The following is a 16806-nucleotide window of genomic DNA, read 5'->3' on the forward strand; positions in this document are numbered from 1 at the left end:
CTATGACGGAAGTGATGCAAAGGGGATGGCAGCCTCCATCGCCAAGCTGCTGAATGCGCCCGCCCTCAAATCCGGCACGGTTCTGCGGGTCGGGCTGGAGATCCGTGGCGACGTTGCCACCGTGGTTCGCACGGGCGTTTACGACAGGAAGCGCCACATCGTGACCATAGCCCGCAATGATGACGGGCAATATGTACCTGCCGGCGAACCGGAACCAAATCCCGAATTGCTGACCGCCTTTGATGATTCCCCGCCGGTTCAGGCGCGTGGCAACCTGCCTACCGTATATGACGGCATTTACCGGGCCGCCTATTCCTACGGCATGTCCCGGGAAATGACGCAGCGCCTGATCAGGCTGCTCGCCTCGAATGTCGACTTCCAGTCGCGCACCACAACGTCGGACCGACTGGAAGTGCTTTTCTCTCAGCCCGACGAGGACGACGATGCCTCGGAAAATTCCGAGCTTCTTTATGTGTCCGCAACCATTGGCGGACAGTCCCGCAATTTCTATCGCTTCCGCATGGAAGACGGCTCATTCGACTATTTCGACGAAAACGGCAGCAGCGCCCAGCAGTTCCTGCTGCGCAATCCATTGCCGAATGGCAAGTTCCGGTCCGGCTTCGGCGGACGCAGGCACCCGATCCTGGGCTACACCCGCATGCACACCGGTGTGGACTGGTCTGCCCCGCGCGGCACGCCGATCATCGCCGCGGGCAATGGCGTCGTCGAAAAGGCCGGCTGGGCCGGCGGTTATGGCAACCAGACGCTGATCCGCCATGCCAATGGCTATGTCAGTTCTTACAATCACCAGAGCGGTTTTGCGAAGAACATCGTTGCCGGTGCGCGGGTGCGGCAGGGCCAGGTTATCGGCTATGTCGGCTCGACCGGCCTCTCGACCGGCGCTCACCTTCACTATGAGCTGATCGTCAACGGAACCAAGGTCGATCCGATGCGCGTGCGCCTGCCTGTCGGCAAGGTTCTGAAGGGCGATGAACTGGCCAGCTTCCAGCGCGAGCGCGCGCGGATCGACGAATTGCTGCAGCGGCAGGACCGCAACGGGCTCAAGGTCGCGAGCGCCAACAAGGTCGAAGGCTGACGCAAAACCCCGCCCCTCTCCCGCAAAAATTCTGGCTGCAAAGGAGTTTTGGCGGGCGCCCTTCAGTCACCGACGCCGCCCCGCGGGATCAGTCTATAAATTCCACCGTTACGCCCGGCTTCACCAGCTTGGCGAGCTCGGCCGCGTCCCAGTTGGTCAGGCGGATACAGCCATGGCTCTCGGTTTTGCCGATTTTCGAGGGCTCCGGCGTCCCATGGATACCGTAAGTGGGCTTGTCGAGCGCAATCCAGATCGAACCGACCGGCCCGTTGGGGCCAGGCGGAATCGTCAGTACCTTGTCGTTCTCGCCCTGCTTGAAATTGACCTTTGGATTGTAGGTGTAGTTCGGATTGACGGCGATGCGCGTCACGGCATGGATTCCTGAAGGTGAAGGCGTCGCCGAGGAGCCGATGGTTGCGGGATAGGCCGCGACCAGCTTGCCGCTTTCATCATAGGCACGCACCTGCTTCATCGCCTTGTCGGCGGTGATACGCGCCACGGGCGTCGAAACCAGCCTGCCGAAATTCGCAACCCTGATAATGGTGCCGGGACGATTGAAGTTGGCTTCCGGATTGAGCGCCTTCAGGTAGGCTTCATCCATATGGAAACGCTCGGCCAGTGCCTCCTCCACGGAGGTGTAGGACATGTGTTCGAGCTGAGCCTTATGGCTGTAATCAACCGGAACCGAGGCGATATAGGGTCCCGCCACATCCTGATTGGTGATCTCGTAATGAGAAAAGGCGTCACCGCCGGTGTTCGCCAGAGCCTCGGTAATGGCGATGGCATCCGTGGAACGCAGCGTCTGGCCGGTGATTTCCCGATAGACGCCCAACGCCTTTTCCACATTGGAACCGAACCGGCCATCGATCACGCCCGGCGAGGCGCCAGCCCGATCGAGCAGGATTTGCAGTGCGGCTATATCCTCACGCGCGCCAAGTGCGAGGGAAGAATCGACTCGCGTCGTCGGCGTCACCGGCTTGGATGGCGAGTTGGGTGCGCGAAGATTGGGTTCGAGCGAAGCCTCTTCAAGCTGACGCCTTTCGATTCGGGAAGAATCCGGCGCCTGCGGGAACTCGCCTGATGGTCCGCGATAGGTATCGCCCGGCGGTTCAGGGAATTCCTGATAATAGCCGCCGGAATAGGGATCGTAGACCCGGGCCTCTTCTTCACGCTGGCGCTGTAGGAAGCGCTCCATGTCGCCGGGGTCGTCGTTGTAATACCGTTCCTGCTGCCTTTGCTGCCGGCGCATCGCGCGCCGGTCGCGGCGCGTATCCGGCGGCTCGACCGCGATCACCTCGCCCGTATAGCTGTCGACGATAACGCGGTTGCCGGCACCATCGAAGTACACTTCAAGATCGCCCGACTGCGCCAGCATCAGCGAACCGGCCGGTTCGGACACCAGCCTCTGCTCTTCGGCAGGACCAAAGCTCCGGGAGGCCATCGCATCGAACGAAAACAATGCGGCGGCGATCACCGATGCAGACAGAAGAATATGCGACGACATGCAGGCTAAGCTCTCCATGCATTCCATACGCCCGCAGGGGCGAATCATTTTTCAGGGCATTTTGCCCGCAACCCGACCTTTGAAGATAATTTTCCAAGATGAACCGGGCATGAAGATGGCCGCATTGCTGCGGCCATCCTGTTTAGCCAGCACGGCTGGAGCGGAGCTTACGCCGCTTGTTCGGCCTCGGTTCCCGCACCCGACCGGCTGCGGAAGTTCAGGCGATCGGAGCCGGCGGTCACCTTCACCGTCGAACCGTCCAGGATTTCGCCCCCGAGAATCTTCTCGGCCAGCGGATCCTGCAACTCCTTCTGCATCACGCGCTTCAGCGGGCGTGCGCCATAGGCAGGGTCATAACCCTTCTGCGCAAGCCATTCGACCGCCTCGTCGTCCAGCTCGAGATGGATCTTGCGATCGACCAGCAGGCTCTCCAGACGCTTGAGCTGAATGCGGACGATCTGGCCCATATCCTGCCTGCGCAGGCGGTGAAACAGGATCACCTCATCGATGCGGTTCAGGAATTCCGGCCGGAACGAAGCCTTGACGACATTCAGCACATCGTCGCGCACCACATCCACGTCCTGATCGTCGGTCAGATTGACCAGATATTCCGCACCGAGGTTGGAAGTCATCACAATCAGCGTGTTGCGGAAGTCGACCGTGCGGCCCTGTCCGTCGGTCAGGCGTCCGTCATCCAGAACCTGCAGCAGAACGTTGAAAACGTCCGGATGCGCTTTCTCGATCTCGTCGAACAGCACGACCTGATAAGGGCGGCGCCGCACAGCTTCCGTCAGGGCGCCACCTTCCTCATAGCCGACATAGCCGGGAGGCGCGCCGATCAGCCGGGACACGGAGTGCTTCTCCATGAATTCCGACATGTCGATGCGCACCATGGCGTTCTCGTCATCGAACAGGAACGAAGCCAGAGCCTTGGTCAGCTCCGTCTTGCCCACGCCCGTGGGGCCGAGGAACATGAACGAGCCGATCGGCCGGTTCGGATCCTGCAAGCCCGCGCGCGCGCGGCGCACGGCCTTGGAGACCGCCTGCACGGCCTCGCCCTGGCCGACCACACGCCTTGCCAGTTCGTCTTCCATGCGCAGAAGCTTGTCGCGCTCGCCTTCCAGCATCTTGTCGACCGGAATGCCCGTCCAGCGAGATACGATATGTGCCACGTGATCGGGCGTGACGACCTCTTCGACCATGCCGCCCGGCATGCCGTCATGGGCTTCAGCCTCGGCCAGCTTCTTTTCCAGTTCCGGGATCCGGCCATAGGCAAGCTCGCCGGCGCGCTGGAATTCACCCTTGCGCTGGGCAATGGCAAGTTCGTTGCGCGCTGCGTCCAGTTCCTTCTTCAGATCGGCAGCCAGACCAAGCTTCTGCTTTTCAGCCTGCCACTTGGCGGTCAGTCCCGAAGATTCCTCTTCCAGATCGGAAAGCTCCTTCTCCAGCCGCACCAGGCGATCCTTGGAAGCTTCATCCTTCTCGACCTTCAGCGCCTCGCGCTCGATCTTGAGCTGCATGATGCGACGGTCGATCTCGTCCAGCGCCTCAGGCTTGGAATCGACCTGCATGCGCAGGCGCGATGCCGCCTCGTCGACAAGGTCGATGGCTTTGTCGGGCAGGAAGCGGTCGGCGATGTAGCGGTTGGACAGGGTCGCAGCCGACACCAGCGCCGAGTCGGAAATACGCACCTTATGGTGCTGCTCGTACTTCTCCTTCAGGCCACGCAGGATCGACACCGTGTCCTCGACCGTCGGCTCATCCACGAATACGGGCTGGAAACGCCGCGCGAGCGCCGGATCCTTTTCCACGTGCTTGCGGTATTCGTCGAGCGTGGTTGCGCCAACGCAGTGCAGTTCGCCACGCGCAAGTGCCGGCTTCAGCAGGTTGGAAGCGTCCATCGCCCCATCCGCCTTGCCGGCGCCGACCAGCGTGTGCATCTCGTCGATGAACAGGATGATGCCGCCGGCCGCGGCAGTGACCTCGTTCAGCACGGCTTTCAGCCGCTCCTCGAACTCGCCGCGATACTTCGCGCCGGCAATCAGTGCGCCCATATCGAGCGCCATCAACTGCTTGTCCTTCAGCGATTCGGGCACGTCGCCATTGACGATGCGCAGCGCCAGCCCTTCGGCGATCGCCGTTTTGCCGACGCCCGGCTCGCCGATCAGCACCGGATTGTTCTTGGTGCGCCGCGAAAGCACCTGAATGGTGCGGCGAATCTCGTCATCCCGGCCGATGACCGGATCGAGCTTGCCCGCGCGCGCATCAGCCGTCAGGTCGCGCGCATATTTCTTCAGCGCATCATAGCCCTGCTCTGCCGAAGCCGAATCGGCAGTGCGCCCCTTGCGGATGTCATTGATGACCTGATTGAGCGCTTGTGGTGTCACGCCTGCCTTGGCGAGAATGTCGGAGGTTGCCGCCGACTTCTCCATCGCCAGCGCCTGCAACAGACGCTCCACCGTGACGAAGCTATCGCCGGCCTTCTTCGCCAGATCCTCGGCGGTGGAAAATACCTTGGCCAGCGGCTGCGCCAGATAAAGCTGGCCATTGCCGCCCTCGACGCGCGGCTGCGCCTCAAGTGCTGCGTCAACGCCGAGTTCCACATCCTTCGCACGACCGCCGGCGCGATCGATCAGCGAGGCCGCGAAACCTTCATCGTCATCGATAAGAGCCTTGAGGATGTGCTCGGGCGTGAACTGCTGGTTGTTTCGGTTCAGTGCATATTGCTGTGCCGACTGAATGAAGCCGCGCACGCGCTCGGAATATTTATCAAGATTCATGCCTGTCTCCTTGGCTGTCCGGCCCGCTGCACGGCACCGGAGCAGATTGCGGTGACGAACCCGCCCCATGGAGCCAGGTTCAATTCTTCACAGATATGGGGCGCACAACCAATGCTCTCAAGGAGCCTGTGGACATAACAGAAGGAATTTTCCGGGCTTCTTCGCCGCACACTCTATTGGCGACAAAAAGCGGCGGAGATTTCTCTCCACCGCTTTTCATAGCTTCAAAAAAGAGTTTTCCGGATCAGCTTTCCGAAGCGGCCACGGCAGGCTCTTCAGCCTGCGCTCCCTCGGCCGCTTCCTTGCTGGCCGCAGTGGCGCGCGGCTTGCGCGGACGGCGCGGCTTGGCAGGCGCTTCCGCCTCCGGCTTTGCTTCCTTCTTCCCGGCCTCGGCGGCCAGAGCGGCCGGGCCGAGATCGGGTTGAGGTGCCAGTGCGGCATCATCAGCTACGACAGCAGGCGAAGCGGCTTCTTCCGCCTCAGCCACGGCCGGTGCAGCAGCAGCCTCACTGTCCTTCTGGCGCGGTTCGCGAGTGCGGCGTTCGCCGCGCTGGCCGCCGGCTCTCTCGCGGCCCCGACCGCCTTCGCGGTTAACGCGATTCTCAGCAACTTCTTCCGCGTTCAGCGCAACTTCGGCCGGAACGCCTTCGATCACCGGCTGCGGACCCGAGCCATTCCCGGCCTGAGGCTGGTTCTGATGCGCTTCATTGCCGGTGCTGGCAGCAACTTCTGCGTCATCGCGATCGTCTTCATCGTCGAAGTCGTCACGTACGGGCTGTACATGCTGGATCGGCATCTGCGCCTGTGCGGCTGCAATGATTCGATTGTAGTGCTCGGCGTGCTGCAGATAGTTTTCAGCCATCACGCGGTCACCGGAGCTCATCGCATCGCGAGCGAGCGTCGTGTATTTTTCGGCGATCTGCTGAGCGGAGCCACGAATTTTGACGTCCGGACCATTGCTCTCGTAATTACGGCTTAAAGGGTTCGGCCCTTTGCGGTTGTTATTGTTATTATTGTTATTATTGCCGCCATTGTTACGACCGCGCATACGCCTGTTCTGCTGTTGTGGCCTCATCCGAGTCTCTTCAGTTGGAAAATCAAGAAAAACCTATCGCGGCGGCAAGGCTCAAGGGGCCTGCCGATTTGTCATCCCGCCGGTGCTCGCCCGCATCAATTGCGCTGGCGCCACGTGCCACCTTGTCCCGGTCACATAACACTTACCGGATGATTCCCCGCGAAGCATTCAGCGCCATTTGCGCATAAGGCAGCTATGTCCAAGGGAACCGAATCTCTGGAAGATCTGCCTGCTTCAACTCATCCGGTTGAGGTGACCCTATCTATATTTGCAGACCTTGCCAAGCGTTATTTCGCCGCGGGTACAAGCTCTTTACGCAACTGCGAACAGAAGAACCCGGTCATTTCCGCCCAGATCGCGTCTGGCTTCCAGCAGTCGAAAACCTTCATTTTCAAAAATGGAGATGACCTCCAGACGCTGCGTATTGCCGATTTCCACGACCACGGCACCATCTTGTTCGAGATGGGCGGCTGCCTGCGCGGCGATGACGCGGTAGGGTTGCAGCCCATCCTCTCCACCATCCAGAGCGCGCACCGGATCAAATAACCGGACTTCAGCTTGCAGGCCGGCAATTTCTTCGGAACGAATATAGGGAGGGTTTGAGGCAATTACATGGAAACGGCCGTTTATTTGTGAGAACCAGTCGCTGCGCAGGGCCGTGAACCTGTCTGCAAGGCCGAGACCGATGGCGTTGCGCGCTGCGGTTGCCAGAGCATCCGGCGAAACATCGACGCCGATTGCCGAGGCCTCCGGCACATTGGCGAGCAGGGCAAGCGCAATGGCGCCGGTTCCCGTGCCAAGATCCAGCACCCTGCACGCCCCTTCCCGCGCAGCGACGTCACGGATGAAAGGCAGGATTGTGTCGATAAGGATCTCGGTGTCCGGCCGCGGCTCCAGCGTCTGCGCCGACAGCGACAGCTCAAGGCCGTAGAACTCCCGAAAGCCAAGGATCCTGTGGACGGGCTCGCCGGCGCATCGGCGTTCAAGTGCAGCCTCGACCGCTGCCACCGCTCGTGCCTCTGTGACCATGTCCGGCCGCGCAATGGCGTCGCTGCGGCTGGTGCCGGTGAAATGCTCCACCAGAAGGCGCGCATCCAGCGCGGCATCTTCAATTCCCGAAGCTTCAAGCCTCTGCCGGGCAAGACGCAACAGCTCTGCAAGGGTCACGGAAGCCTCCGGCGACGGCGCAAAATCTCAGCTCTCCGTCATATCGGCCAGCAGCTTCGACTGATGGTCGGAAATGAGGGCATCGATGATTTCGTCCATCTCGCCCATCATCACCCGATCCAGCTTGTAGAGAGTGAGATTGATGCGGTGGTCGGTCACCCGCCCCTGCGGGAAATTGTAGGTGCGGATGCGCTCGGAGCGGTCGCCGGAGCCAACCTGCGACTTGCGCGATTCGGAGCGCTCTTCCGCTGCACGGGTGCGCTCCATGTCGAACAGGCGCGCACGCAGGATCTGCATGGCCCGCGCCCGGTTCTGATGCTGCGATTTTTCAGCCGACACCACCATGATGCCTGTGGGAAGGTGGGTGATGCGCACGGCCGAGTCGGTGGTGTTGACGTGCTGGCCGCCGGCGCCAGAGGCGCGCATGGTGTCGATGCGGATGTCCTCGGCGCGAATGTCGATATCGACCTCCTCCGCCTCCGGAAGCACGGCGACCGTCGCGGCGGAGGTGTGGATGCGCCCCTGCGCCTCGGTTTCGGGCACGCGCTGGACGCGATGCACGCCCGATTCGAACTTCAGATGCGCGAACACGCCCTTGCCGGAGACTGTCGCGATGATTTCCTTGTAGCCGCCGACATCGCCTTCGCTGGCCGAAATGACCTCGAAGCGCCAGCCGCGCCCGGCCGCATAGCGCTCATACATGCGAAACAGATCGCCCGCGAACAGAGCCGCCTCATCGCCACCGGTGCCGGCGCGGATTTCAAGGATGGCATTCTTCTCGTCTGCCGCATCGCGGGGCAGAAGCAGAATCTGAATGTCATGCTCCAGCGCCTCGATGCGATCTTCGACATCAGGCAATTCGGCTTCAGCCAGTTCGCGCATCTCCGCATCGGTCGACTTGTCGGCCAGCATGGCGGTGAGATCCGCCTGCTCGCGCTCCGCTTCCCGCAAAACGCGGACCTTGCCCGCAAGATCCTGCAACTCGGAATATTCCGAAGCCATCTTCACATAGGCTTCCGGCTCCGGGCCAGCCGCCATCTGCGCTTCGAGCATTTCGAAACGCTTGACGACCTGATCCATGCGATCGCGGGGAAGACTGCTCATGCTGCTACCGTTGCCGGGCTGGGCATCCAGCAAACGGACCGTAAAGCCAGCTTGGCACAGATGCGGATGAAAAGACCCTGTTCACTCCAACTTTCTTCAAAACGCCGGAATGAACTAAAGGGGGATAGAATGGTCGTCGGCAAAGGCGTGTAACAGCGCCCGCATCGGAATATCGTTCGCGGTGGCCGACAGATTGTCGGCGAAAAACGCCTCCAGCTCCGCCACCGGCAGCTCCGTCAGCATCGCCTTGACCGGGCCGATCGACGCCGGCGACATGGAAATGGAGCGGAAGCCGAGGCCGATCAGGACCATGGCCGAGATCGGCTTGCCGGCCAGTTCTCCGCACAGCGTCACCGGCGTGTGATTGCGCCGGCCTGCATCCGCGATGGTCTTCAGAACCCTCAGGAACGGCACCGAAAGCGGGTCGAAGCGATCGGCCACCAGCGTGTTGCCGCGATCCACGGCCATGACGAACTGGAACAAATCATTGGAACCGACCGAGACGAAATCCACCGCCTTCATCAGCTCATCGAGCTGGAACAGCAGCGAGGGGACCTCGATCATGGCGCCGAGCTTGAGGCTGTTGGGCAACAGATGCGCGAAGCGCGACAGATGGCGCACCTCGCGGTCGATGATCTCGCGCGCCTGCGCGATCTCGCCAAGCTCCGTCACCATCGGCAGCATCAGCTTCAGCTCGCGCCCGCCGGCAGCCTTGAGCAAAGCGCGGATCTGGGTACGCAGCAGGCCCGGCCGGTCGAGGGTGAGGCGGATGGCGCGCCAGCCGAGCGCCGGGTTCTCCTCCGGCGTGTTGTTCTTGAAGTAGGGCAGCACCTTGTCGCCGCCGATGTCGATGGTGCGGAAGGTGACGGGCTTGCCGCGCGCGGCATCCAGCACATCCCGGTAAAGCTGTTCCTGGCTCTCGGCGCGCGGGAAGGTGGAGGCCACCATGAACTGCAGCTCGGTGCGGAACAGGCCGATGCCCGCCGCGCCCGATTCCGCCAGTTGCGGCAGGTCGACCATGAGGCCCGCATTCATCAGAAGATCGATCTGGACGCCGTCCTTGGTCACGGAAGGCTTGTTGCGCAGTTCGCGATAGAGCTCCTGCCGCCGCGCGCGGAACCTTACCTTTTCCGCATAAGCCGATTCGAGGTCCGACTGCGGGCGCAGATGAACCGAGCCTTCCTCACCGTCGACGATGATGGCGTCGCCGTTCTCGGCCATCGACACGGCGCCCTTGACCTGCCCGACCACCGGAATGCCGGTCGCGCGCGCCACGATCACCACATGGCTTGTGGCGGCGCCGTCTTCCAGCACCAGTCCGCGCAGCTTCTCGCGCGGATAATCGAGCAGTTCCGCCGCCCCCATGGAGCGCGCCACGATGATCGCATCCTTGGGCAAGGCCGCCGCGATGTCCTCCGGGCCGGCTCCCATCAGCTGGCGCAGCAAACGGTTGGCGAGATCGTCGAAATCGCTCATCCGCTCGCGCAGATAGGGATCGGTCATGTGGATCATGCGTGCGCGCATGTCGCTCTGGACCTTCTCGACCGCAGCCTCGGCGGTCAGCCCGTTGCGGATCGCTTCTTCCAGCCTGCGCACCCAGCCGCGATCGTTGGCGAACATGCGGTAAGCTTCCAGAACCTCGCGGTGTTCGCCCTCGAAGGCCACGTCGCGCCGTTCCAGCATGTCGTCGATGGACAGCCTGAGCGAGCCCAGCGCCGTTTCCAGCCGCCGGATTTCCTCGTCGCTGTCCTCGTTGAACAGATTGGTGACGACGACGCGCGGCTCGTGCAGCACGACATGGCCAAGCCCCATGCCGTCATTGAAGGACACGCCGCCGAACGAAACCGGACGCTTGAGATCGAGCTCGAGGCCGGGACGCGACAGCCGGGCAAGGTCCCCCGTGGCGATCATCTCGGCGATCACCATGGCGGTGGTTTCCAGCGCCTCGACCTCGTCGTCGCGATAGGTGCGCATGGTCTTGTTCTGGACGACCAGAACGCCCAGCGTGCGCCCTGCCCTCAGAAGCGGCACACCGAGGAAGGAGCTGTAAATCTCCTCGCCGGTCTCGGGCAAATAGGCGAATGCGGGGTGTTCCTGCGCATTGGACAGGTTGAGCGGCCGGGCACTGGCGGCAATCGTGCCGACCAGACCCTGACCAAGGCGCAGTTGTACGAGGTGAACGGCGCCGGGGTTGAGGCCTTCGGTAGCGTAGAGTTCAAGAACCGAATCGGCGCGCAGCACATAGAGAGAGCAGACTTCCGCCACCATGTTGGCGGCAATATCGCGCACAATCCGGTCGAGTCGATCCTGCGGCTCCAGCGGCTCCTGCATGAGCTCGCGCAGCCGTTTCAGTAGAACGCGTGGGCCGACCGCCGTTTCGCGCATTGCGGCGTCTTTCTCCAATGGCCGCTCTATCCGGACCTGCGCGCCGGAAATGGCCCGCGGCCGGGCCCGCGACCCTTACTGCCTGTCAAGACCATATACGGAATGGAGTGTGCGCACTGCAAGCTCCGTATAAGGTCCGTCGATCAGAATGGAAATCTTGATCTCCGAAGTGGTGATGGCGCGGATATTGATACCCTTTTCCGCCATCGCCTCGAAGGCGGTGGCTGCGACGCCCGCATGGCTGCGCATGCCGATGCCGATGACCGACACCTTCGAGAGGCCCTTGTCATGCTGGATGGCATCATATCCGACCGTCTCACGTGCCTTGTCCAGGACGGCGAGCGCCTTGTCGACGTCTCCGGAAGGAACCGTGAAGGTGATGTCCGTGAACTTGCCGTCCTCGGAAATGTTCTGGACGATCATGTCGACATTGATGCCGGCCTCTGCCAGCGGCCCGAAAATGGCGGCGGAAACGCCCGGGCGGTCGGCGACACGACGCAGCGATATCTGCGCTTCGTCCTTGGCGTAGGCAATACCGGTGACGACCTGCTGTTCCACGATTTCATCCTCGTCGCAAATGAGCGTTCCAGGCGGATTGAGAAAGTCGTCCATGCCGGGAGCATCCGGCTCCACGAAGGACGAGCGCACGAAGGTGCGCACCTTGTGCACCATGGCCAGCTCCACCGAACGAACCTGCAGCACCTTGGAGCCGAGCGAGGCCATCTCCAGCATTTCCTCGAAGGAAATGCGATCGAGGCGGCGCGCCTTCGGCTCCATGCGCGGGTCAGTCGTGTAGACACCGTCCACGTCGGTATAAATATCACAGCGATCGGCCTTGACGGCCGCCGCGATGGCCACGGCGCTGGTGTCGGAACCGCCACGGCCGAGCGTCGAGATGCGGTTGTCGGGGGCCAGCCCCTGGAAACCGGCTATGACGGCCACCTGTCCCTCGCCGAAGCGCTTGATCAGGAACGAGCCGTCGATCTCCTTGATACGAGCGGCGCCGTGCGAATTGTCGGTACGGATCGGGATCTGCCAGCCAAGCCAGGAACGGGCATTGACGCCGATATTCTGGAGCGCGAGCGCCAGAAGGCCGGCCGTGACCTGCTCGCCCGAAGCGACGACGGCATCGTATTCGCGTGCATCGTGCATGGGCGATGCTTCGCGGGTCCACGCCACCAGCTCGTTGGTCTTGCCGGCCATCGCCGAAACGACCACCGCCACCTCATGGCCGCAATCGACTTCACGTTTCACATGCCGCGCCACATTGCGGATGCGGGCGATGTCGGCGACCGAAGTCCCGCCGAATTTCATCACGATACGCGCCATGGGAGCGGAATGCCTTTGAATGACGGGGATATCCCCGGATGATCGGTCTGGCACGGGACAAACCAGCCTCGCGCCGATGCGCCGCCTCCTTAGCCAATAGAGACTTTTCGCGCAAGGGATTGCCGCAGTCTGGTATAAATGTCGCCTTGACTTTCCGCGTCCCAAACCCGACTTCGTACGAACCACGGAGAGCAAGAACATGTCCGACACCCGACGATCGACCATCGATTCCGGAGAAGTTGAACGTTTTTCGGCACTTTCCGCCGAATGGTGGAACCCGAACGGCAAGTTCCGCCCGCTGCACAAGTTCAATCCGGTGCGCCTGTCCTATATCCGCGACCAGATCGCGGAGCGGTTTGGCCGGGACACCCATGCGGCGCGTCCGTTCGAAGGCCTTCGCATTCTCGACATCGGCTGTGGCGGCGGCCTGCTATGCGAGCCCATGGCCCGTCTCGGCGCTGAGGTCGTCGGCGCAGATGCATCCGCCACCAACATCGAGGTGGCAAAACTCCATGCCGCCGAATCAGGCGTCGACATCGATTACCGCGCCACCACGGCCGAGGATCTGGCCGATGCGGGCGAAAAATTCGACGTCGTGCTGAACATGGAAGTCGTCGAGCACGTCTCCGACATCGGCCTGTTCATCAGCAAGTGCGCAGATATGGTCAAGCCGGACGGCATCATGTTCGTGGCCACCATCAACCGCACGCTGAAGGCGCTGGGGCTGGCCATCGTCGGCGCCGAATATGTCCTGCGCTGGCTGCCGCGCGGCACGCACCAGTTCGGCAAGCTGGTCCGTCCGGACGAGCTGGAAAGCGCACTCGCCAATGCGGGCCTGAGCGTCATCGACCGCACCGGCGTCGTCTATCATCCGCTGGCTGATCGCTGGCAGCGCTCGAAGGACATGGACGTCAATTACATGGTTCTGGCGGAGCGGACGAAGCCGGCCTGAGGCAAGAGAGCCGAATCAGCCCGCGGCCTGCCGCCGTGCTGCGGTTTTCTGTGCTTTCGTGGTGATGGCGACGCCGATCATCACCATCAGCGCACCCAGCCACGTTTCCCAGCGATAGTGCTCGCCCAGAAAGATGGTGCCGGCAAGCAGCGCCACGGCCGCCGCGACATAGCCGATCTGGCTGAGATAGACCGGCCCGCCTACCGCCTGCAGCCGGAAATAGAAGGCGAACATGGCAGCAGCAGCCACGACCTGAGCGAAAGTCACCCACGGCACTTCGGCAAGCGGCGCGAACGCGGACAGGCCCGGGATGAGAACGATGGCTGCCAGCAGCATCCCTGCTGAAGCCAGATGGCTGCCGACGGCAAGTTCCGTCGGCCCCGTATCCGCCGGCCAGTCGATGGTGCGGTATATGTTTCCGACTGCCAGCAACACCGGAAGCAGAAGGCCGATCGTCACCCAGACCGGGTCGGCCGGCTGTGAGGCTTCGCCCCGCGTCAGCGCGACCAGCGCCGCGCCGGCGAAGCCGATCGCGATTCCGGCCATGCCCAGCGCATTTGGGCGCTGCATGCCGAGCAGCAGCGAAAGCGCCAGCGTCACCACGGGCGACAGCGTGTACATGATGCCGGTATAGCCGGCTCCAAGCTTCGGTATCACCGAAAAGACGAGCAGATTGGGCAGGGCATAGGAGATAGCGGCAGCGATCAGGAAATAGCGCAGCCGGTGGCCGGTCAGCCTCATGCGCTGGCGGCGCGCCAGCAGAACGCACAACAGCACGCCGCCCGCTCCCATCGAGATGACGAAAGACCACACCATGGCATGAACGCCGGCCGCAGATGCGATCTTGCCGAGCGGAAGCCCGACGCCGAGCAGAAATCCGGTGATCAGAAGAAGGCCGGCGGCCGAGTCCCAGAGTGCTTTCATGCAGGGAAGCTAGCCTGCTGGGCGCGGCACGCAAATGTGTCAGCACCCATCAGGGCAATTGGGCCAGAGCGGACGCCGACCGACCGGACGCAGGATCCGGTCAGTTCCTGTCGTCAGGGAAAACCGGGATCGGCATGAACTCGATGCCGTCGTCTGCAAGGCCCTTCGCCTCTTCCAGCGTCGCCTCGCCATAGATGCCGCGCGCATCCGCTTCGCCGAAATGGATCTTGCGGGCTTCCTCGGCGAATTTGTCGCCGACATAGTCGGCATTCTCCCGCACTTTCGTCGCCAGCGCCTTGATCTCCTCCAGCGCCCGGCGCTGTGCCTCACCCATGGCCAGCGCCATCTTTTCCTTCTTCTTCGACGTGGAGACCGCGGGCGCCATCAGCGCCTTTTCCACCTTCGAAGAGCCGCAGGCCGGGCAATCGACGAAGCCGCGCTTGTTCTGGGTTTCGAAGTCTTCGCTGCTGCGGAACCAGGCTTCGAATTCGTGGTCATGCTCGCAAACGAGGGAAAAGCGGATCAAGCCTCTGCCCTTTCGACTGTCCGGCTGGCGCCGTCCGCCACCGTGAATTCCCGTGCATTCTTCAGGTTCGGTATCTTGCCGCGCGCAGCAGCCGATTGTGCGGGGTCGATTTCGGCCACGACGACGCCCGGCCGGTCGTGATCGGCCTCGGCCAGCACACGTCCCCACGGATCGACGATGAGCGAATGGCCGAACGTCTCGCGCCCGTCCTCATGCTGGCCGCCCTGTGCGGCGGCAACGACGAAAGCCCCGTTCTCGATCGCCCGCGCGCGCAGCAGAACGTGCCAGTGCGCCTCGCCGGTCTGCCGGGTGAACGCCGCCGGCACGGTCAGCACCTGTGCGCCGGCCAAAGCTTCGGCACGGAAAAGCTGCGGGAAACGCAGATCGTAGCAGATGGCAAAGCCCAGCGTCGCATCGTTGATCCGGGCGGTGACGGCGCGGGTTCCGGGCTCGTAGGCCGCGGATTCACGCCAGCTTTCGCCATGATCGAGATCGACATCGAACATGTGGATCTTGTCATAGGTGGCGAGCGTCTCGCCGGTGGGAGAAAACAGCAGCGCCCGGTTGGCGACCTTGCCGTCCTCACGCAGGATCGCCGTCGAGCCGATATGCAGGAACAGGCCCAGTTCCTCCGCAAGACGGCGGGCGGTAGCGACGATGATGTCGCGATCCTCGGGCACGAAGAGTTTTTCGCGCGCCTCCTTTTCACGCACCATGGCGCCGGTCATTTCAGGCGTCTGCACATAGGTTGCGCCAAGCCCTGCGGCCTCGCGCACCAAGGCCTCCATGTCCCGTGCGTTGCGCTCAGGCTCCATGCCCGAACGCATCTGGACCGCTGCTGCCCTGAACACTCCCATCTGCTTTATCCTCCGATGTCAGGCGTCCTGTGCCAGCAGGGCGTCGAGCCTGCCGGTTTCTTCCAGTGCATGCAGGTCGTCACAACCGCCGACATGCTGCGAGCCGATAAAAATCTGCGGGAAGGTCGAGCGACCGTTGGCGCGGGAGATCATCTCCTGGCGCAGCTCCGGCGAAAACGAAGCATCAAGCTCCTTGTAGGCCACGCCCTTGCGGTCGAGAAGCCGTTTTGCCGCCGAACAATATCCGCACATTGCGCGCGTGTAGATGGTTACATCGACCATTGGTCAACAATCCTGCCTGTTTCACAGAATTCATATAGGCTCTGTCGTTGCGGGCTGGAAGTCCCCCCGGCCGGCATCGGTCCCGGCACCCGGCAGCACACGCGCGAAGGTGAGCACGTCCACTGCCCCCGCCCCACCCTTTTTCAGGGCAAGGGTCACGGCCCGCACGGTGGCGCCGGTCGTGTAGACATCGTCGATCAGCAGCACCCTCCGCCCGGCTATGGCAAGCATCCCTTCCGGCGGCACCCGGAACGCGCCGCGCAGATTGTCCTCGCGCTCGCGCCGCTCCAGCCCGACCTGCGGCCGGGTTTGGCGCACGCGCTTCACCACAGAAGGCTCGAACCTTATGCCCGAACGCGCCGACAGTGCGCGGGCAAGCTCAGCCGACTGATTGAACTTGCGACGAAAGAAGCGACGCCAGTAAAGCGGAACCGGCACGATCAGGTCTGCCTCGGCCAGAAGTTCGCTGCCGGCTCTCAGCATCCATCCGGCCATCCATGGCGCAAGATCGGTGCGATCGTGATATTTGAGGCCCCGCACCATGTCGCAGGCCACTCCGCTATAGATCACGGCCGCGCGGGCGCGCTCAAAGGGCGGCGGATCGGCCAGCGCCTCGCCCGACAGAAATCCCTCGCCCATTTCATGCGGAAACGGCGTGCCCATGACAGGGCACCACGGTCGCTCCAGAAAGGTCAGGCTCGGCCAGCAGGAACCGCACAAAACGCCGGGCTGGCTGACCTGACGGCGACAGCCGGCACACACCGGGGGAAACAATATCCGCGCCGGCCAGTCCAAAATGGTTCGGCCAAGCCCCTTGATCTCCCC

The 16806-nt window shown here is 62.6% G+C and carries 14 protein-coding genes (1 of these 14 running past the window's edge); 2 read left to right on the forward strand and 12 right to left on the reverse strand.

The window, feature by feature from the left end; all coding sequences use genetic code 11:
* Positions 1 to 1096: the 3' portion of a M23 family metallopeptidase gene (locus tag MIC97_RS07895; RefSeq protein ID WP_239799561.1), read on the forward strand. The gene continues 872 nt to the left of window position 1, outside the view; 1096 of the gene's 1968 nt are visible here — the last part of the coding sequence; its start codon lies beyond the left edge, outside the window; it ends in the stop codon at positions 1094 to 1096.
* Between the two features lie 88 nt (positions 1097 to 1184).
* Here the strand turns inward: MIC97_RS07895 and MIC97_RS07900 are convergent, their stop codons facing one another.
* The 7 genes from MIC97_RS07900 to MIC97_RS07930 form a co-directional block, all read right to left on the reverse strand.
* A complete protein-coding gene (locus tag MIC97_RS07900) occupies positions 1185 to 2600 on the reverse strand; it encodes a L,D-transpeptidase (RefSeq protein ID WP_239799562.1) in 1416 nt (471 codons plus the stop codon).
* A 167-nt stretch (positions 2601 to 2767) separates the two neighbouring features.
* Positions 2768 to 5380, reverse strand: a complete 2613-nt coding sequence (gene clpB, locus MIC97_RS07905; RefSeq protein ID WP_239799563.1) for an ATP-dependent chaperone ClpB — start codon at positions 5378 to 5380, stop codon at positions 2768 to 2770.
* 244 nt (positions 5381 to 5624) lie between these two features.
* The gene (locus MIC97_RS07910; RefSeq protein WP_239799564.1) at positions 5625 to 6455 is read right to left on the reverse strand and encodes a DUF4167 domain-containing protein; all 831 of its coding nucleotides are present in this window, start codon (positions 6453 to 6455) and stop codon (positions 5625 to 5627) included.
* 312 nt (positions 6456 to 6767) lie between these two features.
* A complete protein-coding gene (gene prmC, locus MIC97_RS07915; protein WP_239799565.1) occupies positions 6768 to 7622 on the reverse strand; it encodes a peptide chain release factor N(5)-glutamine methyltransferase in 855 nt (284 codons plus the stop codon).
* A gap of 27 nt (positions 7623 to 7649) precedes the next feature.
* Positions 7650 to 8726 carry a peptide chain release factor 1 gene (gene prfA / locus MIC97_RS07920; RefSeq protein WP_239799566.1) on the reverse strand — a complete coding sequence of 359 codons (1077 nt, stop codon included), beginning with the start codon at positions 8724 to 8726 and terminating at the stop codon, positions 7650 to 7652.
* 114 nt (positions 8727 to 8840) lie between these two features.
* Positions 8841 to 11111, reverse strand: coding sequence for a phosphoenolpyruvate--protein phosphotransferase (gene ptsP / locus MIC97_RS07925; protein ID WP_239799567.1), 2271 nt, complete (start codon positions 11109 to 11111; stop codon positions 8841 to 8843).
* 75 nt (positions 11112 to 11186) lie between these two features.
* Positions 11187 to 12440 (reverse strand): aspartate kinase, encoded by a 1254-nt coding sequence (locus MIC97_RS07930; RefSeq protein ID WP_183833185.1) that lies wholly within the window; start codon positions 12438 to 12440, stop codon positions 11187 to 11189.
* Between the two features lie 199 nt (positions 12441 to 12639).
* Between MIC97_RS07930 and ubiG the strand changes: the two genes are divergently transcribed.
* The gene (ubiG, locus tag MIC97_RS07935; protein WP_239799568.1) at positions 12640 to 13392 is read left to right on the forward strand and encodes a bifunctional 2-polyprenyl-6-hydroxyphenol methylase/3-demethylubiquinol 3-O-methyltransferase UbiG; all 753 of its coding nucleotides are present in this window, start codon (positions 12640 to 12642) and stop codon (positions 13390 to 13392) included.
* A gap of 15 nt (positions 13393 to 13407) precedes the next feature.
* Here ubiG and MIC97_RS07940 read toward each other — a convergent pair whose 3' ends face one another.
* The 5 genes from MIC97_RS07940 to MIC97_RS07960 all read right to left on the reverse strand — a co-directional run bounded on the left by MIC97_RS07940 (position 13408) and on the right by MIC97_RS07960 (position 16800).
* Entirely contained in the window at positions 13408 to 14316 is a 909-nt protein-coding gene (locus MIC97_RS07940; RefSeq protein ID WP_239799569.1) for a DMT family transporter, read from the reverse strand.
* A 100-nt stretch (positions 14317 to 14416) separates the two neighbouring features.
* The gene (locus MIC97_RS07945) at positions 14417 to 14842 is read right to left on the reverse strand and encodes a DUF1178 family protein (protein ID WP_239799570.1); all 426 of its coding nucleotides are present in this window, start codon (positions 14840 to 14842) and stop codon (positions 14417 to 14419) included.
* A complete protein-coding gene (locus MIC97_RS07950; protein WP_239799571.1) occupies positions 14839 to 15699 on the reverse strand; it encodes a carbon-nitrogen hydrolase family protein in 861 nt (286 codons plus the stop codon). The genes MIC97_RS07945 and MIC97_RS07950 overlap by 4 nt, the downstream gene beginning before the upstream one ends.
* 18 nt (positions 15700 to 15717) lie before the next feature.
* Entirely contained in the window at positions 15718 to 15981 is a 264-nt protein-coding gene (grxC, locus tag MIC97_RS07955; protein WP_239799572.1) for a glutaredoxin 3, read from the reverse strand.
* Positions 15982 to 16011: 30 nt separating this feature from the next.
* Positions 16012 to 16800, reverse strand: coding sequence for a ComF family protein (locus tag MIC97_RS07960; protein WP_239801065.1), 789 nt, complete (start codon positions 16798 to 16800; stop codon positions 16012 to 16014).
* Between the last annotated feature and the right edge of the window lie 6 nt (positions 16801 to 16806).

The organism is Aquamicrobium sp. NLF2-7, from assembly GCF_022359935.1.
GTDB classification, from domain to species: Bacteria; Pseudomonadota; Alphaproteobacteria; order Rhizobiales; family Rhizobiaceae; genus Mesorhizobium; species Mesorhizobium lusatiense.